General features: G+C 62.7%; 10 protein-coding genes and 2 pseudogenes. 2 read left to right on the top strand and 10 right to left on the bottom strand.

Annotated features, from left to right (window positions below):
- Nucleotides 1–87: 87 nt before the first annotated feature.
- Both B015_RS0129745 and B015_RS0129740 read right to left on the bottom strand, forming a co-directional pair.
- Nucleotides 88–1,224 (bottom strand): spermidine/putrescine ABC transporter substrate-binding protein, encoded by a 1,137-nt coding sequence (locus B015_RS0129745; RefSeq protein WP_018431412.1) that lies wholly within the window; start codon nt 1,222–1,224, stop codon nt 88–90.
- A gap of 91 nt (nt 1,225–1,315) precedes the next feature.
- On the bottom strand, nt 1,316–2,230 hold the full coding sequence (locus B015_RS0129740; RefSeq protein ID WP_018431411.1) for a LysR substrate-binding domain-containing protein: 915 nt from the start codon (nt 2,228–2,230) through the stop codon (nt 1,316–1,318).
- A 98-nt stretch (nt 2,231–2,328) separates the two neighbouring features.
- Here B015_RS0129740 and B015_RS0129735 point away from each other — a divergent pair, with 98 nt between their 5' ends.
- Nucleotides 2,329–3,108: a creatininase gene (locus B015_RS0129735; protein ID WP_026227903.1), complete on the top strand. Its 780-nt coding sequence runs from the start codon at nt 2,329–2,331 to the stop codon at nt 3,106–3,108.
- A gap of 291 nt (nt 3,109–3,399) precedes the next feature.
- Here the strand turns inward: B015_RS0129735 and B015_RS0129725 are convergent, their stop codons facing one another.
- Both B015_RS0129725 and B015_RS0129720 read right to left on the bottom strand, forming a co-directional pair.
- Nucleotides 3,400–4,614, bottom strand: a complete 1,215-nt coding sequence (locus B015_RS0129725; protein WP_018431408.1) for a M24 family metallopeptidase — start codon at nt 4,612–4,614, stop codon at nt 3,400–3,402.
- A 277-nt stretch (nt 4,615–4,891) separates the two neighbouring features.
- Nucleotides 4,892–5,297: pseudogene (locus tag B015_RS0129720) on the bottom strand (heme-dependent oxidative N-demethylase subunit alpha family protein); the annotation flags it as partial.
- Here B015_RS0129720 and B015_RS34015 point away from each other — a divergent pair.
- Nucleotides 5,293–6,000, top strand: a complete 708-nt coding sequence (locus B015_RS34015) for a hypothetical protein (RefSeq protein WP_040457493.1) — start codon at nt 5,293–5,295, stop codon at nt 5,998–6,000. The pseudogene B015_RS0129720 and the gene B015_RS34015 overlap by 5 nt on opposite strands.
- On the opposite strand, the pseudogene B015_RS32000 reads toward B015_RS34015, so the two are convergent.
- The 6 genes and pseudogenes from B015_RS32000 to B015_RS0129685 all read right to left on the bottom strand — a co-directional run bounded on the left by B015_RS32000 (nt 5,997) and on the right by B015_RS0129685 (nt 12,462).
- A pseudogene (locus tag B015_RS32000) lies at nt 5,997–6,963 on the bottom strand (ATP-binding protein). The gene B015_RS34015 and the pseudogene B015_RS32000 sit on opposite strands and share 4 nt — an antisense overlap.
- A gap of 113 nt (nt 6,964–7,076) precedes the next feature.
- Entirely contained in the window at nt 7,077–7,781 is a 705-nt protein-coding gene (locus B015_RS0129705; RefSeq protein WP_018431406.1) for an SMC-Scp complex subunit ScpB, read from the bottom strand.
- Nucleotides 7,782–7,783: 2 nt separating this feature from the next.
- On the bottom strand, nt 7,784–8,743 hold the full coding sequence (locus B015_RS0129700; RefSeq protein ID WP_018431405.1) for a DUF1403 family protein: 960 nt from the start codon (nt 8,741–8,743) through the stop codon (nt 7,784–7,786).
- 206 nt (nt 8,744–8,949) lie between these two features.
- Entirely contained in the window at nt 8,950–9,978 is a 1,029-nt protein-coding gene (locus tag B015_RS0129695; RefSeq protein ID WP_018431028.1) for a TniQ family protein, read from the bottom strand.
- Nucleotides 9,975–10,856 carry a TniB family NTP-binding protein gene (locus tag B015_RS0129690; RefSeq protein WP_018431027.1) on the bottom strand — a complete coding sequence of 294 codons (882 nt, stop codon included), beginning with the start codon at nt 10,854–10,856 and terminating at the stop codon, nt 9,975–9,977. Before B015_RS0129690 ends, B015_RS0129695 begins: the two co-directional genes overlap by 4 nt.
- A complete protein-coding gene (locus tag B015_RS0129685) occupies nt 10,849–12,462 on the bottom strand; it encodes a Mu transposase C-terminal domain-containing protein (RefSeq protein ID WP_018431026.1) in 1,614 nt (537 codons plus the stop codon). Before B015_RS0129685 ends, B015_RS0129690 begins: the two co-directional genes overlap by 8 nt.
- Nucleotides 12,463–12,550 lie beyond the last annotated feature (88 nt).

Here is a 12,550-nt window from a genome sequence, read left to right as displayed (position 1 = left end):
CGTGCAGAATTGCCGGAATGAATGGGCGGGCGCACTGGCCCGCCGCACGAATATTAGCAGAAAGTCCGAACGCGAGGTCCGCCGACCTTACGAGCCCTTGTATTCGGACCAGAAGTCGTTCCAGTCCTCAAGGCTCTGCTGCACCGGCAACTGCCGATATTTGATGCGCCCGGCCCGGATCATGTCCATGACGTTGCTTTCGGTCAGCAACATGCCCTGGCGCTTGGCTTCTTCAGGGGTTTCCTTGGCAAGCAGTTCCCAACCCTTCTGGTTGGGAATGAGCGCCGGATAGGCGGCCATATTGGCCGACTTCACCTGACCCTTGGCCGAGGTGATGTACTGGATCCACTTCTTGGCGAGGTCGGACTTGGTCGAGCCCTTGCCGATCGAGAAGGACTCGGTCCATTGCAGGCCGCCCTCTTCGGGAATGATGCTGCGCACCTTGGCGCCGTTCTTTTCCAGCGTCCCGGTGATCCAGTCGCCAATGCCGGCCATCGCCAGCATCTGGCCGTTTTGCAGCGACGAGAAGGTGCCGCCATAATCGAAGAAGCCACCGATCTGCGGGCGCAATGTCGTCATCTTCTCCCGCAGCTTGCCCCAGGCAGCCGCGTCGATGTCGTAGGGCGACGCATTACCGTCGAGCAGACTGATCTGACCGAGATTGGGCAGGTGCCAATCGAAATGGCCGACCTTGCCTTTCAGCTTTTCGTTCCAGTAGACGTTGTAGCTGGAAGCCTCCTTTTCGGTGATCGCGTCGGTGTTGTAGGCCACGCCGAGGAAACCGAAACGGGTGAAGACCGAGTACAGCTTGCCGTCTTGCCAGTGGCCCGCGAAATTCTGAAACTCCGGGAAATAGTCGTCGAAGGTGTAGTCCTTGGGGTCGAGTTCCTCGATATAGCCGGCAGCGTTGAGCTGCTGGACGTATTCGGCATCGGACAAAATGACGTCGAAGGTTCCGGCAGGCGACTGGGCGATAAGGCCCAGCATGTTGTCACCGCCGGTGTAGTATTTCGGCTTGAACTTGACGTTGTTCTCTGCCTCGAACTCAGCGACGACATCCGGCTCGGCATGGCCATACCAGGCGAGCATGGTAAGCTCGACCGGCTCGGCGAAGGCAAGCCGGCTGAGATACGGCATCGCCAGGATTCCGCCGCCCAATACGCTTGCACCCTTCAGAATCTCGCGCCGGGTACGGGGTCCCGACAGTGCGTCCTTGATGGTCATCGCATTCCCCTTTTGGTTGTTGTTGCCGCAAGGTTAGGAAGCGCCAATGCATTTGGAAAATTAATTCTTATAATTTGGCCATTTGCACAGCTTATTGACGATCGAGTTCCGCATGGCGCCGCACGGGGTCGCCGGAGACGCCCGCCTCATCCAGCCGGGCGATGATGTGGTTGACCAGCCTGATGCCGGCGTCCGACAGGCGCGGATGCTTGTAAAACAGGCCGACCCGGATTTCGGCCAGCGGCGGAAACCCGTCGTCCTCACCGAGCACACGCATCCCCGGCAACAATGTGTAGCGCGTCAGTGCGCTTACGCCCAGACCGTTGATCACGGCATTCTGCAGGCCTGAGATGCCCGGCCCGGTATAAGCGACGCGCCAGCGCATCTGCGCCGCATCGAGCGCCTGGATCATCCGCGCGCGGTAGGCGCAACCCTCCGGATGAGCAGCGAGCGGAATGCCTGCCGCCGGATCGAACGTAACCTCGTTCCCCGCCGTCCAGATCGGCCGCTCGATCCATGACCGCGACAGGTATTGCGCGCGATCGGTGTTGACCATCGCAATAGCAAGATCGAGTTCGTCCGCCCGCAGGCGATCGAGGATATCGGCGCTCCAGCCGCAATAGATCTCGAGCGAGATTTCAGCATGCTGACGCGTGTATTCAGTAATCACCCCTTGCAGGAACGCCACGGCATAATCGTTGGGCAGGCCGACGCGCAGGACGCCTGATATCTTGGCGCGATTGAAATAGGACGCCGCCTCGTCGTTGAGACGCAGGATTTCGCGCGCGTAGCTCAGCAGCATCTCACCTTCACCGGTGAGCGTCAGCGAACGGCCCGTCTGCTTGATGAGCGGTGCGCCGACCAGTTCCTCGAGCCGGCGCATCTGCAGCGAGATCGCCGGCTGGGTGCGCCCCAGCATGTCGCCGGCCTTGGTGTAGGCGCCGAGATCGATGACCGAGACGAAGGTGCGGAGCAGGTCGGTCTGAAAGTTTACGATGTTGCGCATGGATTTCGTTTCCTCATGCGAGGATGAAGATTATAAATTTCTCATATCACAAGGTTGGGCTCAAATCTTTGCCCCATGAGCCAAAATGGGAGATGACCATGCCTCAACAATCAGTCTTTGCCGCCGAGCTTTCCTGGCCGGACTATGATGCCCGTGTTCGCGATGGGTCTGTTCCGATCCTGTTGCCGATCGGCTCGATGGAGCAGCACGGCCATCACATGCCGATGAATGTCGACGTGCTCTTGCCGGTCGAGTTCGCCCGGCGCGTCGCCGGCCGCATCGACGCGCTGGTCGCGCCGCCTTTCACCTACGGCTACAAGTCGCATCAGAAGTCCGGCGGCGGCAATCACCTGCCGGGCACCACCAGCCTTGACGGCGCAACCCTGGTGGCGGCGCTTCGCGATGTCATCAGGGAATTCGCGCGCCATGGCGTTCGCCGCATCTGCCTGGTCAACGGTCATTTCGAGAACTCGTGGTTCATCATCGAGGGCATCGACCTTGCGCTGCGTGAACTCAAATGGGCTGGTATCGAGGACATGAAGATCGTCGTCCTGTCTTATTGGGACTTCGTCGACAAGGCGACGATCGGCCGGCTCTATCCCGATGGTTTCGCCGGTTGGGACCTGGAACATGGCGGGGTCTTCGAAACCTCCCTGATGCTGGCGCTCTACCCCCATCAGGTCAGCCTTGAGCGTGCGGTTGACCATGCCCCGGCGACCTTCCCGCCCTACGACGTTTATCCGCCGAAACCGGAATGGACGCCCGCCAGCGGCACGCTGTCATCGCCCAAGGATGCGACGGCGGAAAAAGGCGAACTCCTCCTGCAGGTCTGCGCCGACGGCATCGTTCAGGCGCTGGAGAAGGAATTCCCGCGCTGAACTTTCCACCTCCCGGCACAAGAAAGCCGCGGCATCGACCGCGGCTTTTTCGTCGCCAGGCACGAGATCAAAAAGGGCGGCGCGGCGGGGTCAACCGATGGCGCTCGCAAGGCGCGTCGGATATCGGCGCCTTGTCGCCGGCATCGGCAGTCGTGCCCGCGCCCAGACGCTTCACCCAGCGGGCGATATCCCTGGCCAGCAGCGCTGCCGGATGCAAGGCGGTCGCGGCAGACCGGCAATGCCGGTCCACCGCTTCCCGGGGGCAATCGTGGGGGATGTAGAACACCGTCCTCAGTTCCGGATGATGTTGTGCTCGGGACCGAAGGGGAAGCCGGTGATATTTTCGGCGCCGTCTTCGTTGACGATCAGGATGTCGTGCTCGCGGTAGCCGCCGGCACCCGGCATGCCCTCGGGAAGCATGACCATCGGCTCCATCGACACGACCATGCCAGGCTCCAGAACCGTCTCGATGTCCTCGCGCAGTTCCACGCCGGCCTCGCGGCCATAATAATGGCAGAGCACGCCGAACGAGTGGCCGTAGCCGAACGAACGGTACTTGAGCAGGTCCCATTCGCGGTACATTTCGTTGAGCTCGATGGCGATGTCCTTGCAGCGCGCGCCCGGCTTGATCAGTTCGAGGCCGCGACGGTGAACCGCGACGTTCTTCTCCCAGATGTCGAGACTTGCATTGTCGACATGGTCGCAGAACAACGTCCGCTCAAGCGCGGTGTAATAGCCGAAGATCATCGGGAAGGTGTTGAGCGACAGGATATCGCCGGACTGAACCTTGCGGTTGGTCACCGGGTTGTGGGCGCCGTCGGTGTTGATGCCCGACTGGAACCAGGTCCAGGTGTCCATCAGTTCGACAAACGGGAACGAGTTGGCGATTTCGCGAACCATCGCATTGGTGGTGGCGATCGCCACCTCATGCTCGGGAACCCCCGCCTTGATTGCCGCTGCACAGGCCGCGCCGCCGACGTCGCAGACGCGAGCGCCCTCGCGGATCAGCTTCTGCTCTTCCAGCGACTTGATCGAGCGCATCCACATCGACGGCTGCGCGATGTCGACGAACTCGACGCCCGGCAGCGCCTCTTCGAGCTGGCGGCGGAAGTCGAGCGAAACGTGATCGAATTCGATGCCGACGCGCTTGGCGCCCGGGGTCAGCTGACGGACGGCGCTGTAGAAATTGTCACGGCGCCAGTCGGTGTAGGTGATGTTGTCGCCGAAGCTGCGGCGCCATGGCTGGCCGCCATCGATGCCGGCCGAAATGGTCGTGGCGTTGTAGTGGTCAATGACCATGCCGTACTTACGGCCGAAGTAGCAGTAAAGCCATCCGGAATAATAGTTGATGCAGTGGTAGGAGGTGAAGAGCGCTGCATCGACGTTGTTCTTCGCCATCCAGCCGCGTACGTCGTTCTGGCGGCGGGCCATTTCGGCATCGGAGAACGGCGAAAAGTCCTTCTCGCCATTGTGCCACTTCATCACGTGCAACATGTCGTCGGTCATCGGGCTGCTCCTCCTTGAGAACGAGATCTGATGCAGCACAGACTACCTCCGGCGACGACATTACGAAAATTTATTCACCTAATGTTCGAATAACGGATCTTTATGCGGCGCGGGCAAACCGCGCGCTTCGTCGATGAGCCCGGTAGTCCGGGAAGCTACGCAATCGCCGCGCACCCGCATGGCGACCTGGCTGAAGCGGTCCCGGCTCATGCCGGGAGCGTCACGGTTTTGCTTTTTCAGTCCGGGCTGAAGCCGGGGGAGGTCGGTGCGCCGTCATATAGCGGGTCAGGCCCTTGTATTCGTCGAGCTCCACCGGCAGGTCGCGCAGCACGCGATGGAAGCGGCGGGCCCATTTCGGCACCGTCACCAACTCGTCCATCTTGAGCAGGTAGCAGCGGATCGGGAAGACCAGCGCATTGGAGCGCGGCAGCCGCCAGAAGCTCTGCAACTCGACGCGCAGATGCACCTTCTCGCCGACATTCTCGGGCGTCACCGTCAGCCGGTCGCCGCCCCATTTGTGGAAGTTTTCCGGACTGGTATCGAGCCGCGGATTGATCGTCATGGTCCAGTTCAGGCGCCGTGCCGGCTTGCCCTGCTGGATGTTGGTCAGGAACTTCAGGGCGCGGGTGAAGACGCCCGTGGGCCAGCGGCACCGGAGCATGCCATTCGAAGAAGTTCATGCCGGAAGTCGCCCTGGCTCTGGCGGGTGACCACCCGCTCCGGGAACCTCACCGCATGCGCGCGTATCGTGATGTTCAGGGCCTGGGCAATGCGCTCGAAGTTCTCGCGGCTACCCTCGCGCAGCCAAACCTCCCACCACACCCGTTCATCGGCGACTTGAGGAAAGAGGTCGGCGGCGTCGGTGAACAAAGACCTTGCAGTCGCAAGGCGCACGGTTTCTATACGCGAGATAAGCGGTTCGTTCCTCGGCCTGCCCCGATCAGTGTCGACGTCGCGATACGCCTCGACCTTCCTCAGATAGTAGGCTTCCGCACGTTGCGGCACGAACACCGACGCTGTGATTGGAGCGCCGGGCTGAGCCGGCTCTTGCACGGCGACGAGTTCCATGTGCTGCCGACGATCGGCCAATTGATCGAGACCCACTCGCTCCGATGCTGGCAGATCGATCTCGAGGTAGAAGCCGGGGGTGCCCACCGACAGCTGTGCGTTTCGCGCCGCAATCTGCTGCCGCGCACTTTCGACGGCCTGTTCGATCGATTGCATCAAGGCGGCGGCGTGCGCTGCGCGATCGCGCGCCGGCAGCGGCGATGGCTCGATGCGCTGGTTTGGCCGCCGATACGCTTCACGGATGCCGTTATTAAGGAGGTGGATGTGGGGACGGTCGCGCGGAAAGTCGTCTGCCATTATAACCTGTGCTGTCGCTAATCAGACAGCGAGGCCTGCCGGCGTTCCGTCAGCGCGTCTAACAGCGCCTCCGATGTGATCCGCTTCCCGCCCCGCAATATGATGGTTTTTGCTGCGTCGTCCGCCGCGCGGATAATCTCCGCCTGCGACAATCTCTCGGCCTGAGAAATCGCCTTGTTCCAGGCAAGCCCCCTGGTGTCGAAGCGATCAAGTCGAGCCCGAAGCAGCGCCTCGATGAGTGGCTGATCGGGGACGGCGTATTCTATGACGTCGTCGAAACGGCGGAACAAGGCCCTGTCGAGCAGCTCGGGATGGTTCGTTGCCGCGATGATCAGGCTTTGGCTGTCGTCTTGCTCGAGAAATTGCAAGAACGAGTTGAGCACGCGCCGGATCTCGCCTACATCCTGACGTTCCCCGCGACGCGCTCCAATGGCATCGAACTCGTCAAAGAAGTAGACGCCGCGGGTCGACTGCATTGCGTCAAATACAAGCCGCAGCTTGCCCGCCGTCTCACCCATGAACTTGGTGATCAATCCATCGAGGACAATCGTGAAGAGGGGCAGATGAAGCTCGCCGGCCAATGCCGAGGCGGTCATGGTCTTGCCGGATCCGGGCGGACCGACCAGAAGAAGTTTGCTCGCGCAAGCTGGCTTGTTGGCGCTGCTCGCCCAGCACGCGCTGCAGGCGAGCGCGCAGGCTATCCGGCAGAATCATGTCGGTCAGCCGCAGGTCAGGATAGCGCGCATGCAGGAGCCCTGCGAGTTCGCCCTTCGGCTGAACAAGGGGAACCGGGCGGGCGCTTTTCGCAATCCCGGTGTCCCTGCTCTTGGCCGCATCGATCAGGTTCTTGAGGTCCTGAGCAAGCTTGCCATGGCCCTGACGCGCCTCATGCGCAGCAAGCTGCATCGCGGTGGCGAGGAAACGATCCTCATCGCCGGCAATGTGGCTCTTAAGCAGCGTCACGATATGGCGGGCAGTAGTCATAAGCTCTTCTCGGGTCTCCATTCACACGGCAACGCGCATGCGACGTTAACTTTTCAACCGCGATTTGTATCGCGCAATCGTGTTTTTTCCCTTGTCGATGTTCGCACGATTCTTCAGCCGTCGACTTTTACTCCATTGTCTTCATGGTCGCCCTCCCCGCCAGCCAGCCCGGCCGGAATGTCGCCGGCCAACAGCCTCTCTTTCGACAGCAGCCCGGCATCCTCGAGTGCCTCGAAATCCGGCAGGTCGCGTAGCGTGTCGAAGCCGAAGTGGGAGAGGAACGCCTTGGTGGTCACATAAGTATAGGGCGCACCAGGCTGCGGCGAGCGCGGTCCCGACGCGATAAGATCCTGCGAGCGCAGAACCCCGATCAGATCGCGCGATACCTCCTTGCCAAAGAACGACGATAGCTCGCCGCGGGTGATCGGCTGGAAGTAGGCAATGCCCATCAGCACCAGCGCTTCCGATTGAGTCAGCTCTTTTTCGCCCTCGCGGCCTTGCTGGCCGACGGCGGCCTGGATGGCGTCGCCAAAAACCTTTTTGGTCCGATGCTGCCAGCCGCCAGCGACCGACACCAGCTCGTAGGGCCGCCCGGCGAGCTCGGCGCGAATGTCGTCGATGATCAGCTCGATGTTGCAGCTTTTGCCAACCACTCGCGCGAGCACACTACGTGTGACCGGCGTGCTGGCGGCAAAGATTACCGCCTCGACCCGCCCCATCCATTCACGCCAACGCAGTTCCGGCGGCAGGTGCTCGAGCTCGCGGTCGAACAGCCCGAGCTGCTCGTTTTGCCCTTTGCGCCCGGCGAATCCGACCATAGCTACAGCCCATACAGCCGGAAGGAGGAACGACCCGACAGCTCTCGCACCGCCTCGAATGTTTGTAGCCGCTCGAACAGCCGGCGCGCCCCGAACCGCGACAGGGTTTTGGTGGTCAGCGAGCCGGGCACGGCATCGTCATCGAGCAGCTTTTTGATCGCGTCACCAGCCCCTTTGGCGCGCAGTTTTGGCATCACTGCCGCAAGCCGCTCGGCGCGCCGCGACAGCTCACCAGCCAATCCACAAGCCTCGGCTGAGCCCTGGACCAGCGCCAGGCACACCGCCCCTTCAAATCCTTCCCCTCCCGGTCGGATGCGTGTTCCTGCCGCGCGCGCTCCTTGAGTACGAAAGGCGGGGCCAAAAGCCTGCGCCATCAGCAGCGGCACCGGCCGTGGCCAGCGCAGTTTTTGCGCCAGCACCAGATCGGCGCACCACCAGGCCAGCAATTCTGCGCCAGGCGACAGGGCAACAATCTGGCTGGCGATCGCCGCGGCGACAAACGGCGCCGGGCGGCCGGAGCGGACCAGGTCGTTAATCGCCCCCGGGAGATCGGCAAAGCCGTCGTCCCAGCGCAGACCGAGCAGCATGACCACTTCGGCCAGCCGCGCAGTGTCGATCACCGGCGACCGGGCCGCGAGCTGCCGCCACGCGGCCAAAATGGTGCCGGCGGGACCGGGATCACCGGCGGCAGGGCGCAGATACCAGGCGTCACGGAGCGCACTCTCATCTTCGCTCCGACCGGCGAGGCGCACGGCGGCGGCGGCGCATTTCAGCGCCAGCCGCTGGCGCCAGGCGCCGGCCCAGGGCGGTTCGGAACGCACCAGAGTGTCGAGCGACGTCAAGGCGGCACCGGCAAAGAAAGCGGCGTCGGTTTCGTGGTCGACGGTCCCGCCCGGCAACGCCCAAGACGGAACGCGCGGCGGCGGCGGCGAAGCGGCAAGCGATGAGTCGGTTCGAATCATGGTGGATATTGTAAATCGTGCGTGCGCTTTTGACTATATGAACGCCATCAAAACGCACCGCCTGTCGTGCGGCCATAATGACTGATAATCTTGCATTATCGTTCATAAAGTGATCTGCTGCCGAAATGGCCTCTAATGTCGAGCAGAATTGTCGGATGAGCAGAATTGATGAGACTCAAGGGCCTGGGCGGGACTCTCGCGCATGATTATGAGATTCCCCGAGCATGATTATGAGACTGGGTGAATCGGAATTGTGAGACTGGCCGCCTCTTTCCGGCAAAAGGGTCGCGATGCGCGTCATTCTGAGCGTCGCGAAGCCGCCTGAACCGTCCGTAGATACGCCGGCGCAACTTCAGCGGCCACGCCCGCAATGTTTCGCGCAACCGTTCCTCGCCTTCCGGGTCGCTCGCCAGCAACACCGCTGCCGCGTAACCAGCCGGATCGGCGGACAGTCGCCCCAAGCCGACGGCAAGCGCATAGTTCTGCAGGAGAGAGCCGTGCGCCAGCGCGAACAGGCCACGCGGAACCGGCTTGGCCAGGATGGGTGCAACGCGATCATACTCCGGCACGATGACCAGAAGCGCCTGGCGCGCGATCGGACGCGTCAGAAACGCGTGATTGGCCCGACGTGCCTCCAGCGAAAGAACGGGCTGTTCATCGAGCGACGGCGGCGAAGGTTTGCGATGCCGCGTCGTCAGGAAATCCAGCAGCGCCTCGATTGACGGGGCTCCCTCATCCCTCCCCCGTGTCCAGTCCGCCATCCGCAGCGCACTGGCGCGCGCGTAGCGGTCGAGAGCCATCAATTGCGGTTTTGACATCAGGGTCTGCAGACTTCCGCCTCCCTTGAAGCGAAACCGCATTTGATGCTCGCCGCACCACAAATTCCAGGGGAGCGCGGCCGTCTTTCGGTTAACGCCCGCACGACAGTGCGGGCAGACATAGCGATTGCTGGTCGCGATCATCAGCCGTGCATGCGGTCCGATCCCGGCAAAGGTCAGTGCCCGCAAGGCATCCAGACTGATGCCGGTGCGGCGGGCCAGCAAAGCCCCCTCCCCTGCCCCAAGCCGCCATTCCAGCTCGCCGATCCTGCGGCCGCTCAAGCCGCAGTGCTCCAAAAACGCGTCGATCGGCATGGCGTAGAGACGCGCCAGCCGATGCATCCACGAGGACAACCGTTCGTCCTTTTCCGGCCTCGGCACGACCGGCAACCGCGTCAATGTCGGCGCGGTGATCACACCGGTTCTCCCAGCAGTGCAAGAATGTTGCGCTTGTCGGCGACATCATGGGCGACGATCCGCTCTTCGCCGCTTTCGATCGCGGCAGCGGCGAGCATGCCCATCAGCGAGAAGATCCCGGCGGTGATGCCGCCGGTCGTCTCGACCAAGCGCTTCAGCATCGGCTCAGAAATCTCGCTCGGCCGGCGCAGCGGCAAGGTACGCTGCAGGCTGCCGATCAGGCCGCCAAAATCCGCGTCGTTCTGCCAGGGCGGCAGCGCGAAGGCTTCGAAACGGCGCACCAGCTGATCGTCGGTGCGCAGCGCGTTGCGCGCCTGCTGGGTGCCGACGCAGACGAGCGAAATCCTGAGCTCGTTGCCGAGAAAGCGCAGCATGTTCAAAAACCGCGTCTGCTCGCGCACCGAGCCGGCCTGCAGGCTGTGCACCTCGTCGATGACCAGCAGCCCGGGGCGGATTTCTGAAAGCAGGCGCAAGGTCAGGTTTTCCAGGACTGACAGCGTTGCGCGCGGCGGTTCGGGCGCGCCGATCGCCGCCAGCAACCGCTTGTAGAACCGCGCCTCGTCGGGCCCCGACACCATCTGCACGACGATCACCGGCATGTGCATGCATCCGGTCACCGCGTCGAAACTGGAGGGATGATCTCGCGAGAACTTTTCCACGATCATGGTCTTGCCCATGCCGCTGGCGCCGACAATGAGCAGATTAGGCATGCGGGCGCGCTGCGGGAAGACGATCAGCTCCTCGAGTTTTTGCAGCGCCTGTTCGGCGCGCGGATAGTTGATCCAGCGGTCGGCGCGGATCCTGCGGATGCGTTCCTCTGCGCTGAGCGCGGCGACCTGTCGGCTGGCGGGAAACAGATGCTCGAAATCCTCAGTCATCCCATTCCTCCACCGCGAAATAGGGTAGCTGCAGGGGTCTGTCGTCGCCGATCGGGGCGATCTCCGGCGTGATGTCGATCATCGTCGCGGTAAGGTGCTCGCGCCGTGCAAGATCCCTTCGCATCGCCTTGGTCGTGCGCGTCGCTTCGTCGACCAGAGCGCGCTGGGCGAGGATCGTAGAAAAAATGAGATCCTCGTCGAGGGCCTTGCGCCCTTCTGCCCGCAACGCACGACGCGCCGCCTGGTGCTCCCACAAGGCGATCGCCGGACGGGTGCGGTCGGCTGGCCGCACATCCAGATACGCCTCCCCTGTCGCCACGAACACGCAAGACAGGTCGCGTGGATCATATTTGATGGGCAATCGCCGCGGATTTGGGCCCATTAGCCAGCGCAACTCATCCGACCAGTAGCGGATATGGAACAGATGCAGCCCGTCGCGCTGCAGCGTGCGCTCCTCGAACGGCAGGAAATCGATCAGGAATTGCCGTGGATCGGACGGCATCCGCACCGTGTCCTCGACGATCCGGGTTCGCCAGGCCGTTGCCGGCGGCAGATCGAGGGTCTTGTGGATGCGTGCATGGTAGGACCCAACGATTTCCAGCGCGAGGTAGGTTTCAAGTTCGCGCAGCGTCATCACCGCCTCGGCTTCCGGGTTGAGATCGCCGCGTTCGCGAATGTTGGAGAAATGCGAGCCGGGAATGAGATGCACCGCCCCCATCATCGTGCCGATCAACCGTTCGATATGGCCGCCGAAGCGCGGCGTGCCGGGTGGGCGGTAGGTTAGGTCGATGCGGTGCTCGGCGCAGGCGCGCTCGAAGGCCCGCGCATGGAATTCGGCGCCGTTGTCGACATGAATGGTCCTGGGAATGCCATGCGCGGCCCAGTCGGCCGCGATGCCGCGCGAAGCCAGCCAGCCAGTCTTGTCCATCACCGTATGGGTCAGGCACAGCGCCACGACCGTGAGAGACGGCGCTTCCAGCGACAGATAGTACCCCATGACCATCCGAGTGTTGACGTCGATGGCCAGCGTCAGCGTCGGCCTGCCGATCGGCAACCGCGTCACCGGATCGACCACGGTGACGTCGACCTTGGTGTGGTCGATCTGCACGATGTGGAGCGGTGCTGTGGCCTCCAGTCCGCCCGGCGTCGCCAGGAAAACCGGCTCGGATCTTTTGGCACCTTCGCGGCGACGCAGGAGGTCAGCCTGATCATGCATGGCAAGCCAGCGCCCGAGCCGGCGAATGGAGGGCGGTTGCAATCCCGCCATTCGGCAATCCGCCGCCACCTCGCGCTGAAAGCGCGTCCGTGTGGGCTTTCGCCGAGTGGCATAGAGTTTCTGGAAATGCTTTTCGACAATGGCGAGCACTGTCGGCTCCAGCGGCTGCATGCCCGCATCCGGGCCGCGTCGACGCGGCAACAGCGCGCTTGTGCGGTCATCCTTGCGGAACTGCTTCAGCCAGCGAAACAGCGTTGCCCGGCTGATCCCGAGCGCAGCCATCGCATCGCCGACATCCACGTCGCCTGGTCGCGACGGCATTTTCGACAGGATCTCCGCCCGCCGCCGGGCTTCGGCCCATCTCTCGGGATCGGCGTCGTCATGATCCACGGGGCAACCTCGCGTCTGGCCGAAGCTGGTCTGACAAACGCCGACTCACCTTCGAGGTCAGTCTCAATAACCCCGAATCGATTGCAGA

The sequence above is a fragment of the Hoeflea sp. 108 genome (genome assembly GCF_000372965.1).
In the GTDB taxonomy this organism is placed as follows: Bacteria; Pseudomonadota; Alphaproteobacteria; order Rhizobiales; family Rhizobiaceae; genus Aminobacter.
The sequence above is the reverse complement of the archived record's forward strand: the minus strand, read 5'-3'. Positions and strand labels throughout refer to the sequence as shown.